The sequence below is a fragment of the Bradyrhizobium monzae genome (assembly GCF_021458635.1).
GTDB lineage: Bacteria > Pseudomonadota > Alphaproteobacteria > Rhizobiales > Xanthobacteraceae > Bradyrhizobium.
In genome coordinates this window covers 1,138,228-1,153,417 of sequence record NZ_JAIRDQ010000001.1, presented here as the reverse complement: position 1 = coordinate 1,153,417, position 15,190 = coordinate 1,138,228, and the positions used below count along the sequence as shown (strand labels likewise).

The following is a 15,190-nucleotide window of genomic DNA, read 5'->3' as shown; positions in this document are numbered from 1 at the left end:
CCTTCGGACACTGACTATCGGCCGATTCTGGCCCTGAACGAGGAAACGACTATGCGTGTTTATTACGATCGCGACGCCGACCTGAACCTGATCAAGGGCAAGAAGGTCGCCATCGTCGGCTATGGCAGCCAGGGCCACGCCCATGCGCTCAACCTGAAGGACTCCGGTGTCAAGGAAGTCGCCATTGCGCTGCGCAAGGACTCGGGCTCGGTCAAGAAGGCGGAAGCCGCCGGCTTCAAGGTGATGGAAGTTGCCGACGCCGCCAAATGGGCCGACCTCGTCATGATGCTGACCCCGGATGAGCTCCAGGGCGACATCTATCGCGAGCACCTGCACGACAACATGAAGAAGGGCGCCGCCCTCGTCTTCGCGCACGGCCTCAACGTCCACTTCAACCTGCTCGATCCGCGCGCCGACCTCGACGTGCTGATGATCGCGCCGAAGGGCCCCGGCCACACCGTGCGCTCGGAGTATCAGCGCGGCGGCGGCGTGCCCTGCCTGATCGCGATCGCCAAGGACGTCTCGGGCAACGCCCATGACCTCGGCCTGTCCTACGCCTCCGCTGTCGGCGGTGGCCGCGCCGGCATCATCGAGACCACCTTCAAGGAAGAGTGCGAGACCGACCTGTTCGGCGAGCAGGTCGTGCTCTGCGGCGGCTTGGTCGAGCTGATCAAGGGCGGCTACGAGACCCTGGTCGAAGCCGGCTACGCGCCGGAGATGGCCTATTTCGAGTGCCTGCACGAAGTGAAGCTGATCGTCGACCTGATCTATGAAGGCGGCATCGCCAACATGAACTACTCGATCTCCAACACCGCGGAGTACGGCGAGTACGTTACGGGTCCCCGCATCGTCACCGCCGAGACCAAGGCCGAGATGAAGCGCGTTCTCGCCGACATCCAGGGCGGCAAGTTCGCGCGCGACTGGATGCTCGAGAACAAGGTCAACCAGACCTCGTTCAAGGCGACCCGCGCCAAGCTCGCCCAGCACCCGATCGAGGAAGTCGGCGCCAAGCTTCGCGACATGATGCCCTGGATCAAGAAGGGCGCGCTGGTCGACAAGTCGAAGAATTAAGGCGGCGATCTCTGGACGTGGCGCGTCGGTGACGCGCTACGTTCGGGGCGTGAGAGCGAAAACAAAGAGCTTCGCTCGCCAAACCAAATCTTAAATCTTCGCGACTATATCTGAGCGAGATCGCGAACAGCGGTCTCGCTCTTTTCATCTCGCGCGAAGCATTGCTGCTTCATTCAAATTCTTCGCGAGTTGAAGTGCTCTCAGAGCAGCAAGAACTGACGCTTAAACCACATTCTTGAATTCGCGTCGTTCTTCAACGCTTTTTCAGAACTCGCAATCGCCAAAAGCGCCGTGTCCTCAGAGTCTAAGATTCGGCTCTTCATCTGCGCTTTCATCGTTGGTCAAACGTATTTCTCGACGTTCGCACACCGCTTCATCTTAAGAACCGACACCTGCTGCGCCTTCTTTGCCGTGCGTCGAGCTCTCGAAAAAGTTCATCAGTGCGCTGCTTGAGAACCGGGCAGCATTGCGCTGGCGCGGCCTCCCCTTACATTGACCGTGGGGCACAAAGGGGGGAAGGACCATGCGATCAGTCGTCATCACCGGCGCATCCACCGGCATTGGCTGGGCCATTGCGAAATTTCTCATTGGGCGCGGCTATCGCGTCTTCGGCAGCGTCCGCAAGCAGGCCGACGCTGACCGGCTGAAGGGTGAGTTCGGTGCGAACTTCACGCCGCTGCTGTTCGACGTTACCGACGAGGCCGCCGTGCTGGCGGCCGCGCGCCAGGTCCGCGAGGCGCTGGCCGGCGAGACGCTAGCGGGTCTCGTCAACAATGCCGGCGTTGCCGTCGCTGGCCCCGTGCTCGAATTGTCGGCGGATGATTTCCGCCGCCAGATGGACATCAACGTCATCGGCCCTGTGATCGCGACGCAGGCGTTCGGTCCGCTGCTCGGCGCCGATCCGTCGCTGAAGGGGCCGAAAGGGCGGATCGTGATGATCAGCTCGGTCGCGGGCAAGAATGGCAATCCGCTATCGGCCCCATATTGCGCCTCCAAGCATGCGATCGAGGGCCTGTCGGAAAGCCTGCGCCGCGAGCTGATGCTGTTCGGCATCGACGTCATCATCGTCGCGCCCGGTGCGGTGAAGACGCCGATCTGGGCCAAGGCCGAGCAGTTCGATATGTCGGTCTACCAGAACTCGCCCTATCTCCCGGCGCTCAACAAGGTCATGGCGTTCATGATGAAGCTCGGTGAGACCGGGCTACCAGCTGAGCGGATCGCCGAAGTCGTCTTCGAGGCGCTCACGGCTGCAAAGCCCAAGGTTCGGTACCAGATCACGCCCGATCGGATGCGGCACTTCATAACTGCCACACTGCCCAAACGAGCGGTCGACCGCATCATTGCCAAGCGGCTCGGGCTGCTGCCGCAGGGCTAGAACATGCGAAGCATTTTGATCGCCGTCCTTTGCGCCCTCGCTACCGCGGCGCAAGCCGGCGACCAGGGTGATCCGCGGTCCTGCGACGGCTCGACCGTGGAGATGGTCGAGTGCCTGAAGGCGCAGACCGCGCAATGGGACAAGCGCATGACCATCGCCTACCAGCAGGCGATGAAGAATGCCGCGGACGGGCGGCGCGACCAGCTTCGCGCCGCGCAGCGGCTCTGGATCCAGTACCGCGACGCCAATTGCCTCTATTACGGCATGGGCGAGGGCACCATTGCCCGCGTCGATGCCGGCGAGTGCCTGCGCCGGATGACCGAGGTCCACGCGCGCGAGCTTGAGGGCCTCGGCCGCTAGAGTGATTACGCTTTGGCGGTCTGTTGGGTCGGGCGTGAAGCCATCGCCAGCATGCGCAGCGCCATGACGGCGAGCAGCGGAATTAGGAACGCCGTGTAACCAGGCATGGCCGGCACGCGCTTGCCGAACGACACCATGAACTGGAACCAGAGGTAATAGCCGCCGACAAGGTGCAGCGCGCGCCAGGCGCGCGGCCCGATCAGCGCGGCCGTACGATCGAACGAGGTCGCACTCATCGCAGTGATCACGGCATAGCCGATGCCGCCGAAGATGTAGGAGGCCGGCGACGTCGTCTCCATAAAGCCCGCCGGGTCCATCTTGGCGAACGCGATGATCGCGACTGCGTGGATGGCGTGGGAGGCGGCAAAGCTTAAGCCCAGATAGCGGCGATTGCGACGCTGCCAGCGCGTCCAGGCGTTCGGCCAGAGCCGCGCCAGCGCCGCGGCACCGAAGGCCAGGCAGAACAGCAGGAGCGAGCTGCGCGCGGTGAAGCGGATCACCATGCGAACGCCCTCGGCCTCGAACTGCCGCATCGAGGCGATCCAGAGGCTTAAGGCAATCAGGCTCAACGTGAGGACGGCGAGCAGCCGCCAGCCTTCGAACCAGCTTTGACGTTGCGACATGGTGTTCCCCTCCATTATGTAATCATCGATTACATTTCGAGGTGACGGAATCGTCAATGGTGTAATCGCTGCTTACATTCACGTTCGGGTGATGCTAGAAGGCGCCATGCCCGCCCGTCAGACGTCCAAGCCTCAGATCTCGAAGCCTCAGACCTCAAAACCTCGCGCCCGTCGCCAGACACCCGAAGCCCGGCCCTATCACCACGGCGACCTCCGCCGCGTGCTGATCGATGCTGCGCTGCAACTGGCGGCCGAAGGCGCCGAGGTGTCCGTGCGCGAGGCTGCGCGCCGGGCCGCGGTGTCGCCGGGGGCACCGTTCCGGCACTTTCCCAACCGCGACGCGCTGATGGCGGCGGTGGCCGAGGAAGCGCAGCGGCGCTTTCGCGCCGAGATCGAGGCCGCCCTCGCGGAAGCGCCGTCGGCCGACCCGCTGGCCCGCTTCCGCGCCTTCGGCATCGCCTATGTGCGCTGGGCGATGCGTTACCCCGCCCATTTCGAGATCATCTCCACGGGGCGCTATTTCGCCCATGGCAGCTCGGCCGAGCTGACCCGCGACAATGACGAGCTGGTCGCGCTCACCGAGCGGATGCTGGCCGAGGCGGCCGAACAGGGCCTGCTGCGATCGACGGATCTCAAGCGCATCCTGATCGCCGGCCGTGCTCTGATCTACGGTTTTGCCCGAATGAACCTCGACGGCCATTTTCCGCGTTGGGGCGTGGCGGAAGCGGAAGTCGAGCGGCTGGCGGAGGGGGTGATCGATCTGTTCATCGCGGGGATCGGCAAGTCCTAGCGTCACCAGAGGTGCGGCCCTTCGCCACCCGCTAACAATAAGCGAAGGTCGGATCGCGGCTCGCGTTGCTTGTCCGTGACCGTTCCATTACAGTTTTATGACGTGGCGCAGGCTTTCCGGCTGCGTCGAACGCCGCAGGCCGGCCAGACGGCTTGGCATCACCGCGCCGGACCAGAAGTTGCGTGTCGTCGATGGCGTCCGCGCCCAATCCAGGTCCTTCCGCCACCACCGCCGTCCTGGCGAGCGTCGCCGCGCTCGGCATCTGGCGGCTGCTCGCCGTTGCCGCGCCGCATTTCGCAGCGCTGGCGCTGATGTACGAGACCGAGACCGATTTCGGCTCGCGCCTCTCCTTCCTGCTCGCCTGGGGCATCCTCAACTTCTTCTGGATCACGCTGTTGCGCCGGCCGGCGCTGTCGGGCGCGCTGTCGCTGACCATGGTCGTGGTGCTGGTGCTGTTGTCGCGGCTCAAGCACGACGTCGTACAGATGACGGTCAATTTCATCGACCTGATGATGATCGACCGCGACACGGTCGCGTTCCTGTTCACGATCTTCCCGAATTTGCGCTGGTCGGTGATCGGGGCCGGCCTCGTCACGCTGCCGCTGATGTATGCGCTGTGGTGGCTCGATCCGTTCCGCATCCGCCGCCTGCCGGCGCTGGCGGCGATGCTTGCATGTCTCGCCGGGCTGGTCGGCTACTCCGTCTATCATCCTGATGAAGCCTGGCGCGGCTATTACGACGACGGCTATCTCTCAAAGTTCTTCCGCTCCGGCGTCACGGCGGTCTCCGATTTCGTGCAGTACGGCTTCATGGAGTCGGACGCCTCGACCAATGAGCGGCTCAACATGCCGCTGGTCGATTCCTGCCATCCGGCTGGCCGGCGGCCCAACATCATCATGATCCATGATGAATCGAGTTTCGACATCCGTGCCGCACAGGGCATCAAGGTACCGCCTGGGTACGGCAGTCATTTCAAGTCCTGGGACGGCAAGGAGCGCACTTTCCTGGCCGAGAGCAATGGCGGGCCGAGCTGGTTCACCGAATACAACGTGCTTGCAGGTCTCTCCTCGCGCTCGTTCGGCCGCTTCGCCTATTTCGTGACGCGCATTGCGTCGGGCCGTGTCGAGCGCGGCCTGCCGCTGGCGCTGCGCCGTTGCGGTTACGACACCATGTCGCTCTATCCCGCCTATGGCGGCTTCATGGGCGCGCGCAGCTTCCAGGTGACGAGCGGCATCGAGCGTTTCCTCGATGCCAAGGATCTCGGTGCGAAGGACGTCGAGCCCGACAGTTTCTTCTACGACAAGGCGCTACGGCTGATGGGCGAGCGGACGCCCAACAAGCCGCTGTTCAGCTTCATCTATCTCGGCGCCAATCATTTCCCATGGGAGACGCGCTTCCGCCCTGATCTGGTGCCGAACTGGCGCGCGCCGGGCAACGCACCGTCCATCGACGAATATCTGCGCCGTCAGGCGATGAGCGCCGAGCAATACAAGTCCTTCATTGCCGGCTTGAAGAAGAGTTTTCCGGGCGAGCCTTTCCTGATCGTGCGCTATGGCGATCACCAGCCCGAATTCGCGCCCAATCTGCTCGAGCCCGGGCTCGACGAAGGCGCGATCGGCAAGAAGCTCGACGCCTATGATCCGCGCCTCTATGCGACCTATTATGCGATCGACGCCGTCAATTTCGAGCCAGTGAAAAGCGACGCGGTGATGGACACGGTCGACGGTCCCTATCTGCCGCTGGTGATCCAGGAGGCGGCCGGCATTCCGCTCGATCCGTCCTTTGCGGAGCAGAAGGAGATCATGCTCCGCTGCAAGGGCATCTTCTACGGCTGCAAGGACGGCGCCGAGGCGCGGCGACTGAACCGGCTGCTGATTAACGCAGGGATGATTCACGGGCTGTAGTCTCCGTCGCGGCCATTCATTCGCCACTGCGTCCGTGGATATTTTGGCCCGGTGCTCTCCTCCGAATGAGGGACGCCGTGGGGGACGATGCCGGCTAATGGGGACGCTCAACAGATTGCGAACCGCAGGAGAAGTAATTTGCCAATTTCCGTGAAGCAGATGCTCGAGGCTGCTAACGCGGCCGTGCCGAAGATATCGCCGGCCCAGGCGAAAGAGATGATCGGGAAGGGCGCGCTCGTGCTCGACGTGCGCGATGCGCCTGAAATCGAGAAGAACGGCAAGATTCCGGGGGCGGTGAATATCTCCCGCGGTATGCTGGAGTTTCGGGCCGATCCGGACTCGCCCTATCACGACAAGGCGCTCGCCAAGGACAAGACCGTGATCCTCTATTGCGCCTCCGGCGGTCGTTCCGCGCTCGCGGGCAAACTCCTTCAGGACATGGGCTACGGCCACGTCTACAACGTCGGCGGCTTCAAGGACTGGGTCGATGCCGGAGGGGCGACCGAGAAGGCGTAGCAAGGGCGGCGGCGCAGGGAGGCACGCCCTAGCGCCCGCCGACCTTCTGCCACAGCCACGTCGCCACAGCATCCGGCGACGACGTCGCGTCGTTGCCGGCCGCACGTAAATTAGCCTCGCGCATGGTGGTGATGTCGATCTTGCCGAGGAGCGGACTCAGCGCGGCCTTGAGCCGCTCGTCACCGGCACGCTTCGGCGCGAGCAGCAGGATGGCGTCGTAAGGCGGGATCGCTTGCCTGGGATCGTCGAGCGCCACCAGATCATACTTCGCGATCAGCCCGTCGCTGGTGTAGCCGGCGATCACGTCGACCTCGCCGCTGGCGACCGCCGCATACATGAAATCCGGTTGCATCTGGCGTTGTGCGCGGAACTGAAGGCCATAGGCTTTCTGCAGTGCCGCCCATTCCGGCCGCGAGAAGAATTCGTAGTCGCCGGCGATCGACATCGTTGAAGCGTGCGCGGCGAGATCGGCGATGGTGCGGATGCCAAGCGCGTCGGCGCGCTTCTTCGGCATCACCAGCGCATAGGCATTTTCGAAGCCGAGCTCGCCGAGCAGGGTGATGTTGTCCTTGGCGAGCGCCGTCTTCAAATCTGTCACCAGCTCCGCGCGGGGCTTGATGTCGGTGCGGTGCAGCTGGTTGGCCCAGAGCGTTCCGGAATAGTCGACATAGAGATCGATGTCGCCGGCCTTCAGCGCCTCGAAGATCACGCTCGAGCCGAGACCGGACCGTGCCGTGGCGGAGAGGCCGGCTGCCTGGAGGCGGTCCCTCAGCAGGGCCGAGAGCACGTATTGCTCGGCGAAGGTTTTTGCACCGACCACATAGCCGGACGACGTACGTCCCATCGTCGGCACCAGTGTCGCCGCGACCAGCGCCGCGATGCCGATCGCGCCGAGCCCGGCACCCAGGCGGCTGCGATTGCGCAGGCCGCTCTCGATCAGGCCGAGCAGCTGATCGACGGCGAGCGCCAGCAGGGCTGAGGCAAAGCAGCCGAACAGCACGAATACCCAGTTCTGGGTCTGCAGTCCCGCGAAAATGTAATTGCCGAGGCTGGTCTGACCGATCGGCGTCGACAGCGTCGCTGTGCCGATCACCCATACGGCAGCGGTGCGGATGCCGGCCATCATCACCGGCAGAGCCAGCGGAAGCTCGACCATGACCAGCGACTGCCGCTCCGTCATGCCGACGCCTTTGGCGGCCTCAATCAGCGCGGGGTCGATGCCGTTGAGCCCGGTGATGCCGTTGCGTAGCACGGGCAGCATCGAATAGAGCGCGAGCGCCAGCATCGCCGGCAGGAAGCCGAAGGCGGAGAACGAGACGCCGAACCATTTGAGCGTCACGGACGCCGCGAGCAGCAGCAGCGGATAGAACAGCGCGAGCAGCGCCAGCCCCGGCACCGTCTGCACGATGCTGGCGAACGCGAGCAGGATGGCGCGCGGCGCCGGGCGGTTGCGTGTGAGGATCGCGAGCGGCAGGCTGACGGCGAGGCCGAGCGCGAGCGCGGCGAGGCTCACCCGCACATGATTGCCGAGGTAATCGGGCAAATGCGACAGTGCCTCGCCCCAGCGCGGATCATTGAGGAGGCTCATGGCGCACCGCTCTGTGGCAGCAGCGCGTTCAGCCGCTCGACCTGGCGCCGTGGCGTGCGCAGCAGCTCCAGCACATAGGCGTCGCTGCTGGTCGAGAGCTCCGACGGCGTGCCCTGCGCGAGCAACCTGCCGCCGCGCATGACCGCGATGCGGTCGGCGAGCAAAATCGCCTCCGTCATGTCGTGTGTGATCATCACGGTGGTCAGGCCGAGCTTGCGGTGCAGCTCGCGAAAATCCTCGCCGAGCGCATCGCGGGTGAGAGGATCGAGCGCGCCGAACGGCTCGTCCATCAGCACGATGCGAGGCTTTGCCGCGAGCGCCCGCGCCACGCCGACGCGCTGGCGCTGCCCGCCCGAGAGTGCCTCCGGCAGCCGGTCGCGATGGGAGGCACGGTCGAGCTGCACCAGCTCGATGAGCTCGTCGACGCGCGCGGCAATCTCTGCTGCGGGCGCGCCGAGCAGCTTTGGCGTGATCCCGATATTGTCGGCGACGCTCAAGTGCGGAAACAGCCCCCCGCTCTGAAAGACGTAGCCGATCCGGCGCCGCAGCGCGACCGGATCGACGTTCTGGACGTCCTCGCCCTCGACCGTGATGGTGCCGCCGTCGGCCTCGATCAACCGGTTGGCGAGCCGCAGCAGCGTCGTCTTGCCCGAGCCCGAGCCGCCGACGATCGCCAGAAACTCGCCCTCGGCGATGTCGAGTGAGACGTCGTCGACGGCCCGGAGGGGGCCGAAGCTCTTGGTGACGTTTCGGTAGCTGATTGCCAGCTTGGAGGGCATCGCGGGTGGGCTCAAGGGACGGTAAGGGGGCGGCCAGCCCCATGCGTAGCACGCTTGGCCGGTTGATTGAACTTGGACGCGCGAGAGGCTAAGGCATCGCCAGGGTTCGGAGGAAACACATGACAACGCCCACGGCGGTGGCGCTGGAAGATGCCAAGGTTGCGTTCCGGTTGGGGGACGGGCGGGTCTATACGGCGGTGGAGAAGGCCCATCTCGCGGTCGCGCAGGGCGAGTTCGTTGCCATTGTCGGCCCGACCGGTTGCGGAAAATCCACGCTGCTCAATGTCGCGGCCGGTTTGCTGAAGCCCGCCGCGGGCAGCGTCAAGATTTTTGATCGGCCGCTCGCCGGGCTGAACCGGGATGCCGGCTATCTGTTCCAGGCCGATGCGCTGTTCCCCTGGAAGACGGCGCTCGACAATGTCGCGATCGGACTCGAGATCAAGGGCACGCCGCGCGCCGAGGCGCTGCCGCATGCGCAGAAATGGCTCACCTCCGTAGGTCTCGTCGCCTTTGCCAACCGCTATCCCCACATGCTTTCCGGCGGCCAGCGCAAGCGTGTCGCACTGGCGCAGGTGCTGATCCGCGACCCAAAGATCCTGCTGATGGACGAGCCGTTCGGGCCGCTCGATGCGCAGACCCGCCAGGTCATGGGCAATCTGCTGCTCGACTTGTGGAACGCCGACCGCAAGGCCGTGCTGTTCGTCACCCACGATCTCGAGGAGGCGATCGCACTCGCTGACCGTGTCGTGATCATGTCGGCGGGGCCGTCCTCGCGCATCATCGGCGACTGGCGCGTGACGTTGCCGCGCCCGCGCGACATCTTCGAGGTGCGGATGGACAAGGACTTCCATGCGCTGCATCGCGAAATCTGGGGTGTGCTCAAGGATGAGGTGATGAAGGGCTACGCGCAATCGACCCACGCGGCGGAGGCGGTCTGATGTCGCGGGTGACGTTGCTTGCGCTGCAAGTCCTGGTCGCGATCGTCTGCATCGTGTTGTGGCAGCTGTTATCGACCGTGCCGGTGTTTGGCAAGATTTTGCTGCCGCCGTTCTTCTTCTCCAATCCGATCGACGTGTTCGAGCAGATCGTCAAATGGTTCGTTTCCGGTGTGATCTGGAAGCATCTCGCGATCACGCTCTGGGAATCGATCCTCGCCTTCGTGATCGGCTCGCTCAGCGGCGTCCTGGTCGGCTTCTGGTTTGCGCGGCAGCCGCTGGTTGCCGCGGTATTCGATCCCTACGTCAAGATGGCCAACGCGCTGCCGCGCGTGGTGCTGGCGCCGATCTTCGCGCTGTGGCTGGGGCTTGGCATCTGGTCCAAGGTCGCGCTCGGCGTGACGCTGGTGTTCTTCATCGTGTTCTTCAACGTCTACCAGGGCGTCAAGGAGGTCAGCCGCACCGTGCTCGACAATGGCCGCATGCTCGGCATGAGCGAAGGGCAGCTGATGCGGCACGTCTACTGGCCGTCGGCGCTGTCCTGGATGTTCTCCTCGCTGCACACCTCGGTCGGATTCGCCGTGGTCGGCGCCGTCGTCGGCGAATATCTGGGATCGGCCGCAGGGCTCGGATATCTGATCCAGCAGGCTGAAGGTGTGTTCGACGTCGCCGGCGTGTTTGCCGGCATGTTCGTGCTGTCGGCCTTCGTCATCCTCATCGACTTTGGCGTCACGCTCGCGGAGCGAAGGCTGCTGGTGTGGCGGCCGACTACGTCGGATGGACGCGGTTGAGCGTGCAGCCGCTTAGGACCGAGCGGCACGGCATCTTCGCCGGTAGATTTTTACCATCTTCGATTCGGCCAATGGCGGGCCCACGCCTCCGCGGGTAGACTTGGTCACTGGACCTGGACGGGTCCTGCTCCCTTCATCTGAGGAAATCAAACGGAGGAATGCTATGCCGGTCCCTTCCAAGCTCGAGCGCAGTCTCCTCAGCCACGAAGAGTATGAGACGATCCGCTTTACGCACCATCCTGCCATTTATGACGTCGAGGTGGCTGAACTCGAAGCCATGCGTCCCCGCTTGCGCAAGATGCGCGATAAGGAACGCACGCTCGGCCGACAACGGCGACGCGAAGGGCGCGGAAAGGCTGAGGCGCGCGGAGCAAGCTTTCCAGGAACCGTCGAGCGTGCATCAGAGCGCAAGCAAGTCTTCGCCGCGGCGCTGAAGCGGCTGAACAAGGAACTCGGCCGTCTTCACAATATGGCAGCCCGCACCGCGAATATCGAAGCGGCTCGAAAGGCGCTTGCGCTGCATCGAGCCGCAAACTTCACGACCTATCCTCCTGCCGGCGCTGCCGCGAACGAAGGCATGGTCCCGAACGCGAGCACACGTCGAAGAAAGATCGTCACCGGCGCAAAGATCGGACGAGTGTCGCAAGCGACGAAAGTCGCGCAGGCGATGCGCGACTCGCGAGGCATGTGAACTCAACGTTCAGTCTAACAGCTTGACGTCATCAGGCGCCTGCGGCGGCGTCTTGATCGCGATCGCCTTGACCTGCCCGCTGATCGGCTTGGTGCCGCCATGCGCCGTCCCCTTGGGGATGATGACGAGGTCGCCAGGCTTCACCGTGACTTCCTTGTCGCCGAACCAGATCGTACCGGTGCCCTCCAGAATGTACTGGATCTCGTTGGTGTTGGGATGCATGTGCTTGGGCACATTGCCGACCTGAATCGACACTGTGGCACCATCGGCAACCATGAAAGTCTTGGACCGATAGCCGACATTGTTCGCAGGGCCCAGCGCGTCGCCTTCCATCTCACTGGTATGAATGATCTGCGGGGCGATGCTCTCGGCGGCCAGTGCCGGCCGGAGCAGGTGGGTTGCGCCGCATCCGGCGGCAAAAGCGGTGGCGATCGACAGCCCGATTGCAAGGCGATTCATGGATGATCCTCCCCATCAAGAATTGTTCTTATTCGGGCATGCTATTGCGCCGAAAGGCCAATGGCCAGTGCCAGTTAAGCGGTGCTTCTCAAGCCCATCCCGCTGCTCTATGGTGCCGCCAGCCGAACGGAGGAAACCAATGAAGAACACGATTGCCAGGCTCGCCGGCGCGTTGCTCGCGCTGACGCTCACCACCGGTCTTGCCGCAGCGCAAAGCAAGGTGACCATCGCGATCGGTGGCGGCGCCTGCCTGTGCTATCTGCCGACGGTGCTGGCCAAGCAGCTCGGCGAATACGAGAAGGCGGGCCTCAATGTCGATCTGGTCGACCTCAAGGGCGGCTCGGACGCGCTCAAGGCCGTGCTCGGAGGCAGCGCCGACGTGGTTTCCGGCTATTTCGACCATTGCGTCAACCTGGCGGCCAAGAAGCAGGAGTTGCAGGCTTTCGTGGTCTATGACCGCTATCCCGGGCTCGTGCTGGTCGTCGCCCCCTCGCATACCGGGGACATCAAATCGGTCACGGACCTGGCCGGCAAGAAGGTCGGTGTCAGCGCGCCCGGCTCCTCCACCGACTTCTTCCTGAAATACCTCCTCAAGAAGAACGGGCTCGATCCCGCCGGCACCGCCGTGATCGGCGTCGGCCTCGGCGCCACGGCCGTCGCTGCGATGGAGCAGGGTCAGATCGACGCCGCGGTGATGCTCGATCCCTCCGTCACGGTGCTCCAGGGCAGCCACAAGGATTTGCGCATCCTCAGCGACACCCGTACGCAAAAAGACACGCTCGAGACCTTTGGCGGCGAATATCCGGGTGGCGCGCTGTACTCGACGGTGGCCTGGATCAATGGACACGAGAAGGAGACGCAGGCGCTGACCAACGCAATGCTGGCCACCATCGCCTGGATCCATTCGCATTCGCCCGAAGAGATCATGGCCAAGATGCCGGACGAGATGGTCGGCAAGAACAAGGACCTTTATCTCGCCGCGCTGAAGAACACGATCCCGATGTTCTCCGAGACCGGCAAGATGGACCCGAAGGGCGCCGACGCCGTGCTGGCGGTGTTCAGCGTCGGTTCGCCCGAGGTGGCCAACGCCAAAATCGACGTCAGCAAGACGTTTACCAACAAGTTTGTCGACCAGGCCAAGAAGACCACGGGGAGCGCCAAATAACTGACGCGAAGGCTTGGTAATCAGGCGTCATGACGTCACTGACCATTCATCGCGTCTCGACGCTTGATCTTGCCGTGCACCCCGTCGTCTGGCCGTTCGCCGAAGCGCGGCGCGCCGAGATCGAGGCGCATTTCGCCGAGCAGCAACGCGCGCGGCCGAAAATCTGGAACGGCCGTGTTCTGCTCGGGCGGGATGCCGTCTTCACCGACGGTCATCTTGCTGCGACCTATTTCGAGACGGATTTCGCCAGTTTCCTGGCCTGGCGCGATTGGGGCTTTCCCGATCCGAACGTGTTCAACGGGTTCGGCATGGGCGCGCTGCGCACCTCCGATGGCGCCTTCGTGATGGGCGAGATGGCGCATCACACGGCCAACGCGGGACGCATCTACTTTGCGTCAGGCACGCCCGATCTCGACGATGTCAGGGACGGCACGCTCGACATTCCCGGCAGTGTCGTTCGCGAGCTCGAGGAGGAGACCGGCCTGCTCCCCGCTGATTATTCGGCGGAGGCGGACTGGCACTGTGTCGTCACCGGCAGTGCACTTGCAATGATACAGATCCTCAACCTGGATATGCCGGGCGAGGCTGCTCGCGCGCGGATTGAAGCCAATCTGGCTCGCCAGGATGAGCCGGAGCTTTCGGCCATCCATCTCGTGCGCGGAATGGATGATCTCACACCTACCATGCCGCGATTTGTCACGGCCTTCATTGCGCAGCAGTTCGCCTCGCGCTGACGCGCGAGGCTTGACATCGCGCGGCCGAGCCCATGTGATGGGCGAAAAGCAAAAACAAAAACGCAATGCACAATCGTCCAGGGAGGTTTAGATGCGCCTGCGCATGGCTGCCCGTTTGGTACGTGGGCTGTTGATCGCGATTGCCGCGATGGGCTTGACCGTTTCGGTCCAGGCCCAAGACAAGAAGATCAAGATCGGCGTGATTTTCGACCTGACCGGCCCGTTGGCGGGCGGCGGCTCCGAGCTCGAATACCTGGGCACCAAGATCATCCTCGATCATTTCAGCAAGACAGGCGTCGAGGGCTACAAGGTCGAAGCGGTCTACGCGGACGCGCAGAGCAAGCCCGACGTCGCCATCAACGAATCCGTCCGCCTGCTCGAGCAGGAGAAGGTCGACATGGTGCTCGGCTTCTTCTCCTCGGCGCAATGCGTGCCGGTTGCCGCCCGCGTCGAGCAGTTGAAGAAGTTCATGTGGATGACGACCTGTATCTCGTCTGCCGTGTTCGCCGACAAGAACTACAAATACGTCTTCCGCCCACAGGCGAGCGGCGACCAATTCGGTGCGATGACGATGGATTTCATCGCGCAGAACGCGCAAGGCAAGCTCGGCAAGGAGCCAAAAGACCTCCGCGTCGCCATCATCCACGAAGACGGCTCCTATGGCGTCGATGTCGCCAAGGGCAACGAAGCCGGAGCGAAAAAGGCGGGTTTCAACGTCGTGCTGAAGGAGGGCTATTCGGCGACCGCGCCGGATCTCTCCGCGCTGGTGACCAAGCTGAAGCGCGCCAAGCCCGACGTGATTTTCCACACTGGCTACAACCCTGACATCACGCTGTTGCTGCGGCAGGCGCGCGAGCAGGGCCTGAAGTTTGCAGCCCTCGTCGGCCACGGCGCCGGCTACGGCGTCTACGAGAAACTGAAGGAAGGGATGGGCGCCGACGCGAGCTACATCTTCAACACCGATCCGATTTCGATCTGGCTCGCCAACCAGAAGACGATGAACCCGAAGCTTGCGCCCGTCATCAAGATGGTCGGCGAGGAGTTCGACAAGATCAAGCCGGGCGTTGCCATCCGCTCAGCCCATGTCGGTATCGGGGCATCCAACACCTACGTGTTCATGGACGACGTCCTGCCGCGCGCGATCAAGAAGTATGGCGGGGTCGATCCCGAGGCGCTGCGCAAGGCGTCGCTCGATACCGACATTCCGGAGGGCGGCACCATGCTCGGCTTCGGCGTCAAGTTCTACGGCGAGGGCACACCGATGGCGGGCCAGAACGAGCGCTCGTTCCCGGTCGTGATCCAGTACATCGACGACAAGTCCTCGGTGGTGTGGCCCAAGAGCCAGGCGCAGCGCGAAGCCGTGCTGCCGCTGCCGAAGGGCACCACCTACAGCAACCAGTAGCGGCGGA

Annotated in this window: 16 protein-coding genes; 12 read left to right on the top strand and 4 right to left on the bottom strand. The window is 63.7% G+C overall.

Going from position 1 to position 15,190, the window contains the following annotated elements; all coding sequences use genetic code 11:
* Positions 1–51 precede the first annotated feature (51 nt).
* From ilvC to K3F49_RS05660, 3 genes are all read left to right on the top strand, one after another.
* Positions 52–1,071 (top strand): ketol-acid reductoisomerase, encoded by a 1,020-nt coding sequence (ilvC, locus tag K3F49_RS05670; protein WP_148778509.1) that lies wholly within the window; start codon positions 52–54, stop codon positions 1,069–1,071.
* A gap of 523 nt (positions 1,072–1,594) precedes the next feature.
* A complete protein-coding gene (locus tag K3F49_RS05665; RefSeq protein WP_234679901.1) occupies positions 1,595–2,446 on the top strand; it encodes an SDR family oxidoreductase in 852 nt (283 codons plus the stop codon).
* A 3-nt stretch (positions 2,447–2,449) separates the two neighbouring features.
* A complete protein-coding gene (locus tag K3F49_RS05660) occupies positions 2,450–2,806 on the top strand; it encodes a lysozyme inhibitor LprI family protein (protein WP_234679900.1) in 357 nt (118 codons plus the stop codon).
* Between the two features lie 5 nt (positions 2,807–2,811).
* On the opposite strand, the gene K3F49_RS05655 is transcribed toward K3F49_RS05660, so the two are convergent.
* A complete protein-coding gene (locus tag K3F49_RS05655) occupies positions 2,812–3,429 on the bottom strand; it encodes a hypothetical protein (protein WP_234679899.1) in 618 nt (205 codons plus the stop codon).
* Between the two features lie 106 nt (positions 3,430–3,535).
* Between K3F49_RS05655 and K3F49_RS05650 the strand changes: the two genes are divergently transcribed.
* The 3 genes from K3F49_RS05650 to K3F49_RS05640 all read left to right on the top strand — a co-directional run bounded on the left by K3F49_RS05650 (position 3,536) and on the right by K3F49_RS05640 (position 6,639).
* Positions 3,536–4,219, top strand: coding sequence for a TetR/AcrR family transcriptional regulator (locus K3F49_RS05650; protein ID WP_234679898.1), 684 nt, complete (start codon positions 3,536–3,538; stop codon positions 4,217–4,219).
* 191 nt (positions 4,220–4,410) lie between these two features.
* Positions 4,411–6,123 carry an LTA synthase family protein gene (locus K3F49_RS05645; protein WP_234679897.1) on the top strand — a complete coding sequence of 571 codons (1,713 nt, stop codon included), beginning with the start codon at positions 4,411–4,413 and terminating at the stop codon, positions 6,121–6,123.
* A gap of 138 nt (positions 6,124–6,261) precedes the next feature.
* Positions 6,262–6,639: a rhodanese-like domain-containing protein gene (locus tag K3F49_RS05640; RefSeq protein WP_234679896.1), complete on the top strand. Its 378-nt coding sequence runs from the start codon at positions 6,262–6,264 to the stop codon at positions 6,637–6,639.
* A 28-nt stretch (positions 6,640–6,667) separates the two neighbouring features.
* On the opposite strand, the gene K3F49_RS05635 is transcribed toward K3F49_RS05640, so the two are convergent.
* Positions 6,668–8,227: a glycine betaine ABC transporter substrate-binding protein gene (locus tag K3F49_RS05635; RefSeq protein ID WP_234679895.1), complete on the bottom strand. Its 1,560-nt coding sequence runs from the start codon at positions 8,225–8,227 to the stop codon at positions 6,668–6,670.
* Positions 8,224–9,006, bottom strand: a complete 783-nt coding sequence (locus K3F49_RS05630; protein WP_234679894.1) for an ATP-binding cassette domain-containing protein — start codon at positions 9,004–9,006, stop codon at positions 8,224–8,226. The genes K3F49_RS05635 and K3F49_RS05630 overlap by 4 nt, the downstream gene beginning before the upstream one ends.
* A gap of 119 nt (positions 9,007–9,125) precedes the next feature.
* Between K3F49_RS05630 and K3F49_RS05625 the strand changes: the two genes are divergently transcribed.
* From K3F49_RS05625 to K3F49_RS05615, 3 genes are all read left to right on the top strand, one after another.
* A complete protein-coding gene (locus K3F49_RS05625; RefSeq protein WP_234679893.1) occupies positions 9,126–9,944 on the top strand; it encodes an ABC transporter ATP-binding protein in 819 nt (272 codons plus the stop codon).
* On the top strand, positions 9,944–10,732 hold the full coding sequence (locus tag K3F49_RS05620) for an ABC transporter permease (protein WP_234679892.1): 789 nt from the start codon (positions 9,944–9,946) through the stop codon (positions 10,730–10,732). The genes K3F49_RS05625 and K3F49_RS05620 overlap by 1 nt, the downstream gene beginning before the upstream one ends.
* A gap of 163 nt (positions 10,733–10,895) precedes the next feature.
* Positions 10,896–11,423, top strand: a complete 528-nt coding sequence (locus tag K3F49_RS05615) for a hypothetical protein (protein WP_234679891.1) — start codon at positions 10,896–10,898, stop codon at positions 11,421–11,423.
* 9 nt (positions 11,424–11,432) lie between these two features.
* Here K3F49_RS05615 and K3F49_RS05610 read toward each other — a convergent pair whose 3' ends face one another.
* Complete coding sequence (locus tag K3F49_RS05610; RefSeq protein WP_234679890.1) at positions 11,433–11,882, bottom strand: cupin domain-containing protein; 450 nt, start codon at positions 11,880–11,882, stop codon at positions 11,433–11,435.
* 139 nt (positions 11,883–12,021) lie between these two features.
* Here K3F49_RS05610 and K3F49_RS05605 point away from each other — a divergent pair, with 139 nt between their 5' ends.
* The 3 genes from K3F49_RS05605 to K3F49_RS05595 all read left to right on the top strand — a co-directional run bounded on the left by K3F49_RS05605 (position 12,022) and on the right by K3F49_RS05595 (position 15,183).
* Complete coding sequence (locus K3F49_RS05605) at positions 12,022–13,047, top strand: ABC transporter substrate-binding protein (protein WP_234679889.1); 1,026 nt, start codon at positions 12,022–12,024, stop codon at positions 13,045–13,047.
* Between the two features lie 29 nt (positions 13,048–13,076).
* The gene (locus K3F49_RS05600; RefSeq protein WP_234679888.1) at positions 13,077–13,781 is read left to right on the top strand and encodes an NUDIX hydrolase; all 705 of its coding nucleotides are present in this window, start codon (positions 13,077–13,079) and stop codon (positions 13,779–13,781) included.
* A gap of 91 nt (positions 13,782–13,872) precedes the next feature.
* Complete coding sequence (locus tag K3F49_RS05595) at positions 13,873–15,183, top strand: ABC transporter substrate-binding protein (RefSeq protein ID WP_234679887.1); 1,311 nt, start codon at positions 13,873–13,875, stop codon at positions 15,181–15,183.
* Positions 15,184–15,190: the final 7 nt, after the last annotated feature.